The following is a 13,630-nucleotide window of genomic DNA, read 5'->3' as shown; positions in this document are numbered from 1 at the left end:
GATTTGGCCAAATCGATTTGGCTCTCCGTCCAGGGCCGGATCGCGGCTGAAATCCGAGCGTGCCCGTATGCCCGAACGGAGCCCGAACGTGTCCAGTCCCCGCCAGACCCGGCCCCCGGCCGGAGCCTCACCGACCTCACCGGCCACACCGACCTCCGGCCGCGAAGCGGCCGCGCCGCCGCCGGGCGACCCCGCCGTCGCCACCGCCGAGACGGCCGGCCACCACTCCGACACCGAGAGGACCGTCGGCCCCGACCACACTCGGGCGGACCCGCCCGACCCCACCGAGGCCCCGCCCGGGGACGCCGCCCGGCCGGCCGTGCACCCCGTGGACGAGGCACGCCCCCTGGGGCGGATCCTGCTCTTCGGTGTCCAGCACGTCCTCGTCATGGCCGCCACCCCCATCTCGGCGATCTTCCTGATGAGCGCCACCCTCCGGCTCGACGCCGGTCTCACCGTCGACCTGCTCTCGGCCGCCTTCGTGCTCTCCGGCGTGGGATCGCTCCTCCAGTCGCTCGGGTTCTGGAAGTTCGGACCGCGGCTGCCGTTCGTCATGCTGCCGGGCGGAGCACCGCTCATCCTGTTCCTCGCGATCGCCGAACAGCACGGCCTGCGCACCGCCACCGGCGCGGTGGTCCTGACGGCGGTGTTCTCCTTCGTCGTCCTGCCGGTCTTCTCCCGGCTGCTCGCGTACTTCCCCGCCCTGGTCATCGGCACCATGATCGTCATCGTCGGCGTCAACCTGGTGAAGGTCGGCGCGGTCCTCGTCACCGGACAGCCCGGCTCGCCGGGCTTCGCCGACCCCACCAACCTCGGTCTCGGCATGGCGACGATCGGGTTCACCGTCGCCTTCTACCTGCTCTTCAGCGGCGTCGTGCGCCAACTCGCCGTGATGCTCGGCCTGCTCGCCGGCACCGCGCTCGCCGCCGCGACCGGCGCGCTCGACGGGGGAGGCCTGGCGGGCGGCAGCCTGGTGAACCTGCCGCACCTGATGCCCTTCGGCTCACCCGAGTTCAACCTCGTCGCCGCGCTGCCGCTGATGCTCTACAGCCTGGCCTCCATGGCAGAGGCCACCGGCCAGACCGTCATCAACGCCGAAGCCGTCGGCAAGGAGATCGACAAGCGGACCGAAGTGCCGAGGACCGTCCGCGCGGACGCGCTCACCTCGCTCTTCGGCGGCTTCTTCGGCCTGCCGCTCATGGTCACCAGCGGGGAGAACATCGGCATCGTCCGTGTCACCGGAGTCCGCAGCCGGTTCGTCACCGCCGCGGCCGGCGTCGTGCTCATCGTCATCGGGTTCCTCGCCCCGGTCACCCGCGCGATCAGCGTGATCCCGACCGCGGTCGTCGGCGGCACCGCCATGATCGTCTTCGGGGTCATCACCGTGCTCGGCATCCAGATGCTCGGTCGCTCCGACCTCGACCGGCACACCAGCACCTTCGTCTGTGCCGTCGCCCTCGCGCTGGGACTGCTGCCCATCCTCGTCCCCGGCGTGTACGGGGCCTTCCCGGCCAATGTCCGCATCCTCCTCGAAAGCGGCGTCGCGGTCGGCACGTTCGCCGCCGCCGTCCTCAACATCCTTTTCCACCACGTCAGGCCCGGCGTCGCCGCCCGTCTGACCTCCGCACGCACAGGAAGCGACCGATGAACCCACCCGACCGTGACGCCCTCGCCCACCCCGGCCCGCTCCTCCTCGTACCCGGCGCGGTCCTGCTGCCGGAAGGCCCCGCCGACGGCTGGGCGGTCCTGGTCGACGACGGCCGCTTCGAAGCCGTGGCACCGGCTGCCGAACTGGAGCGCGCGCACCCGCTGCCGCGGACCGTACGGCTGCCCGGCCACCTGCTGATGCCCGGCTTCGTCGACGCCCACCACCACCTCACCCAGAGCTTCGGCTCGGCACTCGCCTTCGGGGAGCCCTCCGAGATCTTCCGCCGGGTCTGGGTACCGCTGGAGGGCGCGCTGGACGAGGAGTCCGCCTACACGGCGGCCAAACTGGCGGCACTCGAAGCACTGCGCGGCGGATTCACCACCGTCGCCGACGCCGGCACCCGCGCCGACGTCGACGTGGACGTGATCGCGTCGGCCGCACGCGACGCCGGAATCCGCTGCGTGCTCGGACTGATCTGCAACGACGCGGACGATGGCGACGCCGCCGGACCGGCCGTCCTGGAGAACGCCGAGAAGCACCTCGCCCGCTACACCGGCGACGCCCTGATCCACCCCTCGCTGGCCGTCTCGATCCCCGAGGCCGCCACCGAACGCACCCTGCACGCCACCGCCCGCCTGGCCGCCGAGGCCGGCACCGTCGTGCAGATCCACGTCAACGAGCACCTCGCCGGCGTGGAACGCTCCCTGGTGCGGCACGGACTGCGGCCCCTGGAGCACCTGCACCGCATCGGCGCGCTCGGCCCCCAGCTGCTCGCCGCGCACGCCACGCTCCTCACCCCGCGCGAACTGACCCTGCTCGCCGACACGGGAACCGCCGTCAGCTACAACCCCGTCGCCAGCGCGTGGAAGGGCAACGCGGTCGCCCCCGCGACGGCCATGGCCGAGCGCGGCGTCCGCTTCGGACTCGGTACCGACGGCACCCGCGGCGACGGCTTCCGGCTCGCGGATGCCGCCGAGTTCGCCCAGCGGCTGGCCTACGGGCTGGCGACCGGTGACTCGTCGTGCGGGGCCGGCTGGACGTGGCTGGAGCGCGCCACCCGCGGGGGCGCGGACGCCGTCGGGCTCGGTGCCCGCACCGGCACCGTCGCGCCGGGCGCGGCGGCCGACTTCCTCCTCGTCGACGCCGACACCCCGGAGACGGCGCTCTCCTGGGACCTGCCGTGGGAGCTCGTCCGACGGGGCAACCGGGACCAGATCACGGCCGTCTTCGTCGCCGGGCGACTGCGCATGTGGCACGGCCGGCCCGTCGACTGGGACGGGCCCGCGCTGGTGAGACGGGCCGCCGAACTGGCCCGCGCCACCGTCGCCAGGGCCGGCGTCACCCGGGTACACCCCACGTCGACGGCGTCACGGGCGCTGAGCGTGTCCCAGGAGCGGAGCATGACGCAGTGAGTACGGAGATGCTGGCGGTCCTCGGCGTGACCGTGGTCGTCGCCGCGTTCGTCCAGGGCAGCAGCGGACTGGGCTTCGCGCTGATCGTCGCGCCCGTGGCCGGGATCCTCGACCCCGGACTGGTCCCGGTCTTCGTCCTGGCGTCGATGATCCCGCTCAACGCGTACGTCGCCTGGCGCGAACGGGCGTCGCTCGACCTGCGAGGGGCCGGCTGGATCACCGGGGCGCGGCTCGCCGCCACCCCGGCCGGGCTGGCACTGCTGTGGCTGATCCCGGAACGCAGTCTCGGCCTCTTCGTGGGCGTGGCCACCGTGCTCGCGGCCGTCGTCAGCCTGACCGCGCCCGCGTTCGCGCCGGGGCGGATCGCGTACGTCGGCGCGGGCGCCGTCACCGGGCTCACGGAGACCGCGACCGGCGTCGGCGGGCCGCCGCTCGCGCTGGTCTACCAGCACCGGCCGCCCGCCGAGCTGCGTTCCACGGTCGCCGCGTGCTTCCTCGTCGGGGAAGCCGCCTCGCTGGTACTGCTGTTCGCGACGGGCAAGGCACAGGCCGCGGAGCTGGGCCAGGCGACTCTGCTGCTGCCGGCGATCGCCGTCGGCGCCTGGCTCAGCCGCCTGGTGCACCATCGCCTGGACGCGCGCAGGATGCGTCTGTTCGTGCTGGTCTTCGCGCTGGTCTCCGGGCTGGTCCTGATGTTCGGGGCCTGACGGGCCCCACGGTCCGGTCACCGGCTCGGGTCCGGACGGCCCGTACCGGACGTCAGGGTCGAGCAGCCCGTACCGACGAGGCCCGGGGGATCACCCGCGGCTGCGGGGACACCGCCACCGACGGAGTGGCGGTGTCCCCGCGCAGTCGTCCCAGCAGCAGCTCCACCGCCTCGGACGCCGCCCGGTCCAGGTGCAGGTCGACCGCCGTCAGGGGCGGCTCGCAGGTGCGGGCCCGTAGACCGTCGTAGCGGGTGACGACCATGACGTCGTCCGGCACCCTCCGCCCGCTGTCCCGGATCGCCCGGACCGCGCCCACGGCGAACGCGTCCACCAGCGCGCAGACCGCGTCGATCTCCGGGTGCTCGGCGAGCAGGGCGGCGCACCGCTCGTACCCCGCCTGCTCACCGCCCGACTCCGGCACCCTCGCCACGACCGGCGTCCAGCCGTGCCGCTCGGCGACCCGCTCGTAGGCGGTGAGCGCGTCGACGGACGAGTGCCGGGTACCGGAGCCGACGATCAGCGCCGGCCGCTCGGCCCCCTGCTCGTGCAGGTGCGCGAGCAGCAGCTCCGCCACCAGATCGCCGCGCAGGTCGACGTAGGGCGCGTCCTCGTCCGGCGACACCGGCCTGCCGAGCGCCACGTACGGCAGCCCGCGTTCGCGCAGCTGGGCGGCCGCGGCGTCGTCCACCTCCGGCTCCACCACGATGGCACCGTCGATGTCGACGGAGTACAGCGCGGAACCCGACTGCACGGGCGGCACGAGGACGAGGGCGTAGTCGTGGAGGAGGGCGCTCTCCGCGGCGGCCGCCGCGACCTCCATGTAGAACCCGAGCCGGGACGGCCCGCCCGCCACCGCGAAGGGCATCGAGGAGGCCAGCGCGATGGCCTTCGCCTGTCCGCGCCGCAGCCGCTGCGCCCGGAGGTTGGGGCGGTAGCCCAGGTCCGCCGCGGCCTGCCTGACGCGCTCCCGCGTCCGGGGATCGACCTTGCCGAGCCCGTTCAGGGCGTGCGACACGGTCGTGCGCGAGACACCGGCGACGCGTGCGACGTCGGCGATCGTCGGCGGCTTCGGACCGGGGGCGGAAGTAGCCATCTGTGCGAAGACTCCTCGCTGGCGTGGACGGTTGACGCTGACCATCTTCGCCGACGCGCCGTCCGGCCGGACGAGGTCCCCGGGCCGGGACCCGGGTCAGTCCGCCCCGGCCGGCTGTGCGAGGAGCGGAGGCGGATCCGCGAAGGGCGTGAAGCGGGCGGGCGGGTGCTCGATGGGAGGCAGGTCGGCACGCCAGGAGGTGAGGATCTGGGCGCTGCACTCGAACAGTCCCTGTGGCAGCCCGTCGAGCGGCCACCAGCGCCAGTCGCCCACGCTCTCGTCCGGCTGGTCGCGGGGATCGCCCCGCCAGGCCGAGACGACGGCGCCCACGGTGACGCGCACCACGTCGCCGACGTGGTCGACGAGCGTGCCCAGGAGCGTCACGTCCTCGGGGCGGGCGCGCAGCCCGGTCTCCTCGGCCAGCTCCCGCACGACCGTCTCCCGCAGGTCCTCCCCGGGCTCGACGGTGCCCCCGGGCAACTCCCATGTGCCGTGCCGGTGCCGGCCCAGCAGAAGACCTCGCGGTCCGAGTACGACGGCGCCGACGCCGATCGCGGCGTGGGGCGCGGGCGGCCGGCCGGTCCGCGGCCGGCTGGACACGGTGGAGAGGCGGGCCGCGCGGCGGCGCCGGGCCCGGATCAGCTGAAGAATCACGGGGTTGTCCTCGTCCGGGGCGCGGAGGAGCTCGCACCCCTCCACCTCGAAGCCGTGCTCGCCCAGCAGTTCCTCCCACAGCCGGGGCGTGAGCACCCACATCAGGGTGGGGATCGGCGCCTCCTGCCGCAGCCGGACGAGCTCCGGGCGCGACACCACCTCCTCGGAGGGGCCCAGCCCGTCGGCGTCGGTGTGCAGAGCCGAGAAGACGAGGGGAGCGCCGTCGACCAGTCCGTCCCGCAGCGCCGGCAGCAGGTGACGGGGATCGATGCAGGCGAACGTACGCAGGCCGTACGCCGCGTCGTACGGCCGCACCCGCCGCAGGTGCTCGGCGACGTCCGCGCACAGGAAACGGACTCCGGGCTCGGAGCCGTGATCGTTCAGCGCCCGCCGGTGCTGGGTGGGGGACAGGTCGACGCCGTCCACGAGGGCGCCGTACGCGCGGGCCAGGTGGACGGCATGATGACCGGGCCCCGATCCCACGTCGAGGACCCGCTTGCCCCGGATGTCGCCGAGAACCTCCGCTCCCGGCCCCACACCGGGCCAGAACCCCCAGTCGATCCGGTCGGGCACGGGAGGCGACCATCCGTGGTCCAACTGCCGCTGACCGTAGACGGTCCAGCACTGTTCGTGGACGGGGTCCGACGTCACGGGCGTCTCCTTCTTCGGGGAGGGTGTCAGGGCCGCAGGGCGTAGCAGCGGAAGGACGGCTCGACCTCGCTGACACGCGCCCTCGACCACCGGGCGGTGAGACGTTCCACGTCGGCCGCGCCGGCGTCCCAGGACCTGGGCGGCCCCTGCCCGGCGGTGCGCACGGAGGTGACCACCCGGAAGACGCCGCCGGGCGCGAGGAGACGGCGGCACCCGGGACAGAAAGGCGGGTTCGTCGGCGGCCCAGCGGTACACGAGCCGGCACGCCACGACGGCGAAGGCGGAGTGAGGCAGCCGGTCGGGCTCGACGACGTCGAAGTGCATGGCGCGCAGGTCGAGTCCCGGGCACCGCTCGCGAGCGGCGGCCGCGGCGGTGGGGGAGCAGCCGATGCCCGTGGCCCGGTGGCCGAGCCGGTCCAGGTGCGCCGTGAGCTCCCCTTCGCCGCAGCCGATGTCGAGCGCCGGACGACCGCGGCCGGCACGAGATGCCGGCGCATCGCGTCGGACTCGGCGCCGTCGACGGCCCGGTGACGCCGGCCCCGCCGCCGGACGGGCTCCCCGTACGAGGCGGCGCCGCACGCCGGGTACGGCGTCCCGGTGGACGTCATGAGGCCCGGCCCGCGCACGCGTGGACAGGACGTCGGGGGTGGGGCGCCCGCGCCCCCGGTGAGGAACACATCGCCCTGGACCGTCCCCATTTCGGGACGTCGTCACACGCTCGGAGCGGCGAGCGCTGTCCCCGCGCCGCGAAGGTTGACCGGACCGTGGCCGGGGTACCCCGCCGATCTTGGGAAGGAGAACCATGTCTGACCAGAAGGTGAAGAACATCTTTGTACTCGGCCTGGACGAGGCCAACCTTCCGACGCTCCGGGCGGTGCCGGGCGCCGACGCGCTGCGCTTCCACCCCCTGCTGACCGTCGAGGACTCAAGGGCGTCGACAACGGCGTCATGGACGGCCCCATGCTGCGGACATGGATGCAGGACAGCGTGCCGCCGTCCACGGCGTACGAGGAGCGGCCGGGACGCTGGGTGGGGGACCCGAGCTGGCCGTCTCCGCACGTCCACCCGGTCGCGCACCCGCTCACCCGGCACCGGATCGCGCCTCCCGCCGGACAGGGCGCGGAGACGGAGACAGCCGGGGGCGGTGACGCGCTGACGGTGCAGTCACCGCTGTCCGTCGGTCAGTTCGCCGGCAAGTGGGCGTCCTACAACGCGCCGCCCGACCTGCCCTACGACCAGCGGGAGGAGGACGGCGGCTCGCTCGTCTTCGAGACCGAACCCCTGACCGAACGGCTGGAGATCCTCGGATCGCCGACGGTGGAACTCGACCTGTCGGTCGCCGAACCGGTCGCCATGGTGGCCGCCCGCCTGTCCGACGTCCACCCCGATGGAGCCGCCACCCGGGTCACCTACGGCCTGCTCAACCTCACCCGGCGCGACAGCACCGAGGAGCCCGAGTCACTGGAGCCCGGCCGGCGCTACCGCGCCACCGTCCACCTCAACGGAGTGGCGCAGAGCTTCCCGCCCGGACACCGCATCCGGCTCTCCCTGTCCACCTCCTACTGGCCGCTCGCCTGGCCACCGCCCAGGGCCGCCCGGCTGAGCGTGTACGAGAACTCCAGCACGCTCACGCTTCCCGTCCGCCCGGCGGACCGGCCCGACGACGCGCCGGCCGACCCGTTCGACGAGCCGGAGGGCGCCCCGCCCCTGACCACGACCCAGCTGACGCGCCCCGAGGCACGCTGGGACGTGAAGCGCGACCTGATCGGCTACAACGCCGAACTGGACATCGTGAAGGACGGCGGCACGGTCCGCTTCGACGAGATCGGCCTGGAGGTCGGCCGCAGGGCCCACGAGCGTTACGCGGCCGTCGCCGACGACTTCACCTCCGTCAGCGGCGAGTCCACGTGGACCATGCGTTTCCGGTGCGACGACTGGGACGTGCGCGTCGTCACCCACACCCGGCTCACCTGCGACGAGGAGGACTTCTTCGTCGACGCCACGCTGGACGGCTGGGAAGGCGGCCGCAGGGTCTTCTCCCGCACCTGGAACGAGCGGGTGCCGCGCGACTTGCTCTGAGCGGGGCCGGCGGCCGCGAGCGTGCCGCGGTCAGCCGGCCGTGGCGGCGAAGGGGCCGCCGTCCGCGAACACCAGCCGCGCGAAGTTCTCGCCGATGCGGCGGTGTCCGGCGGGATCGGGATGGACCTCGTCCGGCAGCGGGAACTGCGCGTAGTCCTTCTCGCCGTACAGGTCACGGCCGTCGAGGTAGTGCAGGTGGGCGTCGTCGGCGGCCCGCTGTTCGACGATCCGGGCGAGGGCGTCGCGGATCACGTTCAGCGTCAGGCGTCCGGCGGCGCGTTCGGCGGGATCGCCCGTGGCCTTGAACCGCACCGTCCCGCCGTCGAAGTCGGGTGCGAGGGGGCCGGGGGTGTCCTCCTGGACCGGACACAGGATGGGCGACACGACCAGCAGCGGCGTGGTCGGATGCCCCTCGCGGACGGTGTCCAGGAAGCCGTGCACCGCGGGGGTGAAGGCGCGCAGGCGCATCACGTCGGCGTTGACGATGTTGATGCCGACCTTGAGGCTGATCAGGTCCGCGGGGGTGTCCCGCATGGCGCGGGCGGTGAACGGGTCCAGCAGCGCGCTGCCGCCGAATCCCAGGTTGACCAGCTCCACCTGGCCCCGGCTCGCGGCCAGGGCCGGCCAGATGGCGGTGGGGTGGGCGGCGTTCGAGCCGTGGCTGATGGAACTGCCGTGGTGCAGCCACACCCGGCGCCCGCGGTCCGGGACCGCCTCGACCGGGGCGTCGGTGCGCAGCGTGATCAGCTCGGTGATCTCCGTGTGCGGAAGCCAGATCTCGACGTCCTTGTCACGGGGCGGCAGATCGGTGAACCGGGCCGTGCCGGGAGGCCCTTCGGTCAGCTCGGCGCGCTGGGTGACCATGTCGACGACCGTGCGGACGTTGCCGCCGGCCACGGTGGCCTGGGCGGCGAGGCGGCCGTCGACCAGCAGGTCGTAGACGCCGTCCGCCGGGGCCGGAAGACCTCGGTAGACCCGCTTGGTGGGCAGGGTGACCAGTTCGACGGTGGTGGCCCGGGTGCGGAAGACCAGCCGCACTCCGGAGGGCTGCGCCTCGGCCACGGCCAGTTGGTCGTCGGGGATCTGTCGGCGGGCCCGGGCGGGCAGACGATGCGGCAGCAGGCCGTGCGCGGTCGGTTCGACGTCGAGGAAGCCGCGCAGGAGGTCCGCGGTCACGGGTGTGGTGACCCAGTCGTGGTCGGTGTCGTGGTCAGTGCTCATTGCCTTGGTTTCGTAGGAGGGAGTCGAGTGAATCCAGGATCCAGGCCCAGGACTCCTGGGAGTCGACGGCCGTGTGGCTGAAGCCGCCGGCCATCTCCAGGCTGACGTAGCCGTGGAAGACACTGCCGAGCATCCGGACCGCGTGCGTCTGGTCCGGCTCCGTCAGGTCGTAGCCGCGCAGGATCGCCCGGGTCATCTGCGCGTGCCGGACGCCGGCGCTGGCCGCCGCCGTCTCGGGGTCGAGCCGGAGCCGGGCGGCGGCATAACGGCCGGGGTGCTCGCGGGCGTAGTCGCGGTAGGCGTCCGCGAAGGCGGCCAGGGCGTCCTTGCCGGCCCGCCCGGCCAGCGCGGCGGCGACCCGGTCGGCGAGTTCCTCCAGCGCGAACAGGGCGATCCTCGTCCTGAGTTCCTGAGAGCTCTTCAGGTGCGAGTAGAGACTCGCGACCTTGACGTCGAAACGCCGGGCGAGCGCCGAGAGGGTCACCTGGTCGAAGCCGACCTCGTCGGCCAGTTCCGCGCCCGCCCGGGTCAGACGCTCCGGCGTCAGCCCTGCTCGAACCATGTCCTGCCTCCCGTCCGCCGAAACCCATTATGTGGCTACCTAATACCTATAGGCAAATGGCTGTGGGCTTCGGCCGTGGTTTTCAGGTCGCGCAGCCATGCTTCGAGCCCGGCGGCGAGGATCCCGGTCGCGGCGGGGGCGTCGGCCTCGACCTGGTCGCCGGTGTGGGTCTCTTCGGTGCGCACGAGAACACCGCCCCCGACCCTGGTGAAGGTCCACACGTGGATGCCGTCGATGCGCAGCCCGTCACCGATCGCGGGGCCGGTCCAGCGGATGCAGGAGTCGTGCCTGAGCTGCCGGACGGTGGAGGTGATGTCCAGGCTGGTCGCGTCGGTCGCGGGGTTCGGGGGTATCGGGGTCGTCCACCGGAACGCCGAGCCCTGCCGCAGGGGTCCGTGGTCGAGGCGCTCGGCGGATTCGACGGGGGGCTGCCAGGCCGGCCAGTGTTCCACGTCGGTCTGCAGTCGCCAGACGGTCCTCAGGGGCGCGTGGACCACGGTCTCGGTGCGGTGGCGGACACGTGCGTCGGGATCGACGCCTTCGCCCCGGCAGGTGAGGGGGCGGACGGGGTCGGAAGGGGTGGCCATGGCGGGGGCGGCGGTGGTGGCGAGCAGGGTGACGGCGGTGAGCAGGGTGATGCGGAGGCTGATGCTGCGCAGGCCGGACATGACGTGCTCCTTGGGTGGGGAAAGGGCGGCCGCACGACTTAGAAGCTCGTGCATTAGTTAGAAGTTATAACGCAGCGGTGGGCGGGAGGTCAATGGAGACGTGATACCTTCTAACGAAACTTTGAGCATGTACCCGCCGGAGGAGAGAGGGCGCGGGCCTTGGAGAAGTCGCAGGCGAAGACTCCGCGGGAGCGCTACCGCGCCGAGGTGCGGGCGGAGATCAAGGGACATGCCTGGGAGCAGATCGCCACGGCGGGGGCGTCCGCGCTCTCCCTCAACGCGATCGCCAAGCGGATGGGCATGAGCGGACCCGCCCTCTACCGCTACTACGCGGGACGCGACGAGCTGATCACCGAGCTCGTCAAGGACGCGTACCGTGGCCTCGCCGACGCCCTGCGCGAGGCGTCCCGGGCCGGCGCCGACCCGGCGGGCCTGGCGCACGCCCTGCGCGGCTGGGCCCTCCAGCACCCGCAGCGGTACTTCCTCATCTACGGCACCCCCGTGCCCGGCTATCACGCGCCCGAGGAGACCGTCTCCCTCGCCTCGGAGATGATGGCGATCCTGCTCGACGCCTTCACGGCGCTTCCGGGGGACAGCCCGGCGAGGCCCTTCGACGCACACCTGGAGGACCACCGTGACTGGGCCGGCGGCCACCCCGCCGGCCCCGCGGTCCTCCACGAGGCCCTGGCCTTCTGGACCCGTCTGCACGGAGTCCTCTCCCTGGAACTCGCGGGCCACTTCGCCGCCATGGGCTTCGACCCCGCCCGCCTCTTCGAGGCGGAACTGGACGACCTGCTGGCCCGCCGGGCCTGACGTCGTGCGCGGCGGGCGCCGCGGAGCGATGATTCCGGGGCGCGAAACCGGTCGTTATGGGGGAGAGGGAAGGAGATCCGCCATGCCGACACAAGGTCCCCCCGAGCAACCCACCACCGAGCTCGACGCCCGCTACAGCTCAGCACTCAATCCCCGTCCGGGCGCCGAAGACGTCACCCCCACCGAGTGGGCCGAGGCCCAGCGGCACCTGAAGGCCGCCGAGATCTTCTGGGTGTCCACCGTCCGGCCCGACGGACGGCTGCACGTCACCCCCGTGATCGCCGCCTGGCACCGCGGGGTGCTGTACTTCTCCACCGGCGCGAAGGAGCAGAAGGCGAGGAACCTCGCCCATGACGGACACTGCGCGCTGACCACCGGAGGGAACTCGCTCACCCAAGGGCTCGACCTCGTCATCGAGGGCAGAGCGGAACCGGTGGCCGACCCGGCGGTCGTCGAGGAGGTGATCGCGGCCTACGAGGCGAAGTACGGGCGGCACATCACCGCGCCCGAGGGCACCTTCCACGGGATCGGGGACGCGATCCGCAAGGGGGACGTCACGGTCTTCGCGGTGGCCCCGGCCACGGCGTACGGCTTCGGGCGGGACGACGGGGTGTACAGCCACACGCGGTGGGCGTTCTGAGAACCTGCCGGCACGAGGCAGGGGCACTCACCGACGGCCGGCGCGGACGCGGCGGTAGCTCCAGATCAGCAGGGCGAAGAGGACGAGGCCCGAGACGATCAGGCTCGCCCCCGTGGTCCATCCGGCGAACGGGACCTGGGGGACCAGCCCCCACACCAGGCCCGCGCCGACGAGGCACAGTCCCGCCAGGACCGAGCCGGCGATGCGCCACGGCGAGGAGACGCTCTCCTCGCCCGCGCGCATCGCCCGCCGGCGGACGGGAGCGACGAACCGGTCCAGCGCGGGTACGGCACGGGACAGCAGCACCACTCCGGCGAACACGAGCAGCAGCCCCGGCCCGGGGAGCACCAGCAGAGCCACACCGACCACCACCAGCACGGCGCCGAGAACCCCCAGCGCCACTCGCCGGACCGATTCGACGCTTTGCGCCATGTCGTCCCCCTCTCCTGAGCTCAGCACGGACGGCCCCGTTCGGCCGGCCCCACGGGGACACACGTCCGCGTGCGGGCGATGCCACCGCGCCTCTGTTCCCGGTACGGCGGGAATCCATGCCCCTCGGGGAGCGACGGCCGGGTGCTGCCGTCAGTCCCGGACGCCGTCCAGGGCGGCGGCGTACTGCTCGTCGGTGACGGGCTCCAGCCAGGTGGTGCCGTCGCCGGTGCCGTCCCCGACGACCAGGGCGAGGTGGGCCATGAGGGCGGTGTCGGTGGCGCCGTGCCAGTGTTCCTCTCCCGCCGGGCACTTCACCGTCTCGCCGGCACTGACACGGACGACGCGGCCGTCGCGGGTACCCACCAGGCCGACGCCGTCCGTGATGTGCAGGGTCTGGCCCAGCGCGTGGGAGTGCCAGTTGGTGCGGGCGCCGGGCGTGAAGCGGACGAGGGCGGCGGCCAGCCGGGCGGGCTCGGACGGGGCTTCGATCATGTTGAGGTAGACGTCCCCGGTGAACCGCTCGACCGGGGCCTTGAGGGTCGGGGTGTGGGTGATGCGCTCCATGGCTCTTTCCTCGGGGTGCGGCAGGGGCGTGTCGTGGGTCAGGCGGCGTCGCGCTCGTCGGCGATCTTCTTGAGCTGGTTGATCGCGGTCATGGCGTTGGGCCAGCCGGCGTAGAAGGCCAGGTGCGTGATGGCCTCGGACAGCTCCTCCACGCTCAGCCCGTTGTCCAGGGCGGTGTTCAGGTGGTGGCCGAGCTGCTCGCTGCGGTAGAGCGCCGCCAGGACACCGACGGTGACCAGACTGCGGTCGCGCGGGGAGAGCCCGGGACGTTCCCAGACATCCCCGAACAGGACGCGGTCGGTGAGCTCGACGAGCTTCGGGGCGATCGCGGCCAGCTCCTGGGGCGCGGACTGCTGCGGCATGCGGAGGACTCCTTGAGTGCGACGGGGATTGCCAAGTTCGAGGAAACCGCAGGTCACCCCTACCGGGAAGGGACTGCCGTTACCGGTACTGACAGGACCTCCTTCACGAGCCCCGTCCGGCCTA

The 13,630-nt window shown here is 72.9% G+C and carries 14 protein-coding genes and 2 pseudogenes; 6 read left to right on the top strand and 10 right to left on the bottom strand.

Annotation, left to right across the window (positions count from 1 at the left end):
• Nucleotides 1-88 precede the first annotated feature (88 nt).
• The 3 genes from ACIRG6_RS08520 to ACIRG6_RS08510 are packed head-to-tail and all read left to right on the top strand — an operon-like array spanning nt 89 to nt 3,767.
• The gene (locus tag ACIRG6_RS08520; protein ID WP_403321620.1) at nt 89-1,648 is read left to right on the top strand and encodes a uracil-xanthine permease family protein; all 1,560 of its coding nucleotides are present in this window, start codon (nt 89-91) and stop codon (nt 1,646-1,648) included.
• On the top strand, nt 1,645-3,060 hold the full coding sequence (locus tag ACIRG6_RS08515; protein ID WP_239770795.1) for an amidohydrolase family protein: 1,416 nt from the start codon (nt 1,645-1,647) through the stop codon (nt 3,058-3,060). The genes ACIRG6_RS08520 and ACIRG6_RS08515 overlap by 4 nt, the downstream gene beginning before the upstream one ends.
• A complete protein-coding gene (locus ACIRG6_RS08510) occupies nt 3,057-3,767 on the top strand; it encodes a TSUP family transporter (RefSeq protein ID WP_403321618.1) in 711 nt (236 codons plus the stop codon). The genes ACIRG6_RS08515 and ACIRG6_RS08510 overlap by 4 nt, the downstream gene beginning before the upstream one ends.
• A gap of 52 nt (nt 3,768-3,819) precedes the next feature.
• Here the strand turns inward: ACIRG6_RS08510 and ACIRG6_RS08505 are convergent, their stop codons facing one another.
• The 4 genes and pseudogenes from ACIRG6_RS08505 to ACIRG6_RS08490 all read right to left on the bottom strand — a co-directional run.
• Nucleotides 3,820-4,860, bottom strand: coding sequence for a LacI family DNA-binding transcriptional regulator (locus ACIRG6_RS08505; protein ID WP_364820460.1), 1,041 nt, complete (start codon nt 4,858-4,860; stop codon nt 3,820-3,822).
• Between the two features lie 96 nt (nt 4,861-4,956).
• Nucleotides 4,957-6,165: a bifunctional class I SAM-dependent methyltransferase/NUDIX hydrolase gene (locus tag ACIRG6_RS08500; RefSeq protein WP_403321835.1), complete on the bottom strand. Its 1,209-nt coding sequence runs from the start codon at nt 6,163-6,165 to the stop codon at nt 4,957-4,959.
• A gap of 26 nt (nt 6,166-6,191) precedes the next feature.
• Nucleotides 6,192-6,329 carry a hypothetical protein gene (locus ACIRG6_RS08495; RefSeq protein WP_403321851.1) on the bottom strand — a complete coding sequence of 46 codons (138 nt, stop codon included), beginning with the start codon at nt 6,327-6,329 and terminating at the stop codon, nt 6,192-6,194.
• A 61-nt stretch (nt 6,330-6,390) separates the two neighbouring features.
• A pseudogene (locus ACIRG6_RS08490) lies at nt 6,391-6,969 on the bottom strand (class I SAM-dependent methyltransferase); the annotation flags it as partial.
• A 120-nt stretch (nt 6,970-7,089) separates the two neighbouring features.
• Here ACIRG6_RS08490 and ACIRG6_RS08485 point away from each other — a divergent pair.
• Nucleotides 7,090-8,244: pseudogene (locus ACIRG6_RS08485) on the top strand (CocE/NonD family hydrolase C-terminal non-catalytic domain-containing protein); the annotation flags it as partial.
• 30 nt (nt 8,245-8,274) lie between these two features.
• On the opposite strand, the gene ACIRG6_RS08480 reads toward ACIRG6_RS08485, so the two are convergent.
• The 3 genes from ACIRG6_RS08480 to ACIRG6_RS08470 are packed head-to-tail and all read right to left on the bottom strand — an operon-like array spanning nt 8,275 to nt 10,695.
• Nucleotides 8,275-9,465 carry a GDSL-type esterase/lipase family protein gene (locus ACIRG6_RS08480; RefSeq protein WP_403321616.1) on the bottom strand — a complete coding sequence of 397 codons (1,191 nt, stop codon included), beginning with the start codon at nt 9,463-9,465 and terminating at the stop codon, nt 8,275-8,277.
• On the bottom strand, nt 9,455-10,027 hold the full coding sequence (locus ACIRG6_RS08475) for a TetR/AcrR family transcriptional regulator (RefSeq protein WP_239770787.1): 573 nt from the start codon (nt 10,025-10,027) through the stop codon (nt 9,455-9,457). The genes ACIRG6_RS08480 and ACIRG6_RS08475 overlap by 11 nt, the downstream gene beginning before the upstream one ends.
• A gap of 35 nt (nt 10,028-10,062) precedes the next feature.
• Nucleotides 10,063-10,695 (bottom strand): SRPBCC family protein, encoded by a 633-nt coding sequence (locus tag ACIRG6_RS08470; RefSeq protein ID WP_364820456.1) that lies wholly within the window; start codon nt 10,693-10,695, stop codon nt 10,063-10,065.
• A 159-nt stretch (nt 10,696-10,854) separates the two neighbouring features.
• On the opposite strand from ACIRG6_RS08470, the gene ACIRG6_RS08465 reads away from it, so the two are divergent.
• Both ACIRG6_RS08465 and ACIRG6_RS08460 read left to right on the top strand, forming a co-directional pair.
• Complete coding sequence (locus ACIRG6_RS08465) at nt 10,855-11,508, top strand: TetR/AcrR family transcriptional regulator (protein WP_364679215.1); 654 nt, start codon at nt 10,855-10,857, stop codon at nt 11,506-11,508.
• A gap of 82 nt (nt 11,509-11,590) precedes the next feature.
• Nucleotides 11,591-12,148, top strand: a complete 558-nt coding sequence (locus ACIRG6_RS08460; RefSeq protein ID WP_364679213.1) for a pyridoxamine 5'-phosphate oxidase family protein — start codon at nt 11,591-11,593, stop codon at nt 12,146-12,148.
• A gap of 27 nt (nt 12,149-12,175) precedes the next feature.
• On the opposite strand, the gene ACIRG6_RS08455 is transcribed toward ACIRG6_RS08460, so the two are convergent.
• The 3 genes from ACIRG6_RS08455 to ACIRG6_RS08445 all read right to left on the bottom strand — a co-directional run bounded on the left by ACIRG6_RS08455 (nt 12,176) and on the right by ACIRG6_RS08445 (nt 13,506).
• Nucleotides 12,176-12,580 (bottom strand): PGPGW domain-containing protein, encoded by a 405-nt coding sequence (locus tag ACIRG6_RS08455; protein ID WP_381692272.1) that lies wholly within the window; start codon nt 12,578-12,580, stop codon nt 12,176-12,178.
• A 150-nt stretch (nt 12,581-12,730) separates the two neighbouring features.
• Complete coding sequence (locus ACIRG6_RS08450; protein ID WP_403321611.1) at nt 12,731-13,144, bottom strand: (R)-mandelonitrile lyase; 414 nt, start codon at nt 13,142-13,144, stop codon at nt 12,731-12,733.
• A gap of 38 nt (nt 13,145-13,182) precedes the next feature.
• The gene (locus ACIRG6_RS08445) at nt 13,183-13,506 is read right to left on the bottom strand and encodes a carboxymuconolactone decarboxylase family protein (RefSeq protein WP_403321609.1); all 324 of its coding nucleotides are present in this window, start codon (nt 13,504-13,506) and stop codon (nt 13,183-13,185) included.
• Between the last annotated feature and the right edge of the window lie 124 nt (nt 13,507-13,630).

The organism is Streptomyces flaveolus (assembly GCF_044765825.1).
GTDB lineage: Bacteria > Actinomycetota > Actinomycetes > Streptomycetales > Streptomycetaceae > Streptomyces > Streptomyces flaveolus.
The sequence above is the reverse complement of the archived record's forward strand: the minus strand, read 5'-3'. Positions and strand labels throughout refer to the sequence as shown.

Coding starts and splice junctions, on each gene's coding strand:
- ACIRG6_RS08515 (WP_239770795.1), top strand. CDS start 1,645: ATGAACCCACCCGACCGTGACGCCCTCGCCCACCCCGGCCCGCTCCTC.
- ACIRG6_RS08505 (WP_364820460.1), bottom strand. CDS start 4,860: ATGGCTACTTCCGCCCCCGGTCCGAAGCCGCCGACGATCGCCGACGTC.
- ACIRG6_RS08480 (WP_403321616.1), bottom strand. CDS start 9,465: ATGAGCACTGACCACGACACCGACCACGACTGGGTCACCACACCCGTG.
- ACIRG6_RS08475 (WP_239770787.1), bottom strand. CDS start 10,027: ATGGTTCGAGCAGGGCTGACGCCGGAGCGTCTGACCCGGGCGGGCGCG.
- ACIRG6_RS08470 (WP_364820456.1), bottom strand. CDS start 10,695: ATGTCCGGCCTGCGCAGCATCAGCCTCCGCATCACCCTGCTCACCGCC.
- ACIRG6_RS08460 (WP_364679213.1), top strand. CDS start 11,591: ATGCCGACACAAGGTCCCCCCGAGCAACCCACCACCGAGCTCGACGCC.
- ACIRG6_RS08455 (WP_381692272.1), bottom strand. CDS start 12,580: ATGGCGCAAAGCGTCGAATCGGTCCGGCGAGTGGCGCTGGGGGTTCTC.
- ACIRG6_RS08450 (WP_403321611.1), bottom strand. CDS start 13,144: ATGGAGCGCATCACCCACACCCCGACCCTCAAGGCCCCGGTCGAGCGG.
- ACIRG6_RS08445 (WP_403321609.1), bottom strand. CDS start 13,506: ATGCCGCAGCAGTCCGCGCCCCAGGAGCTGGCCGCGATCGCCCCGAAG.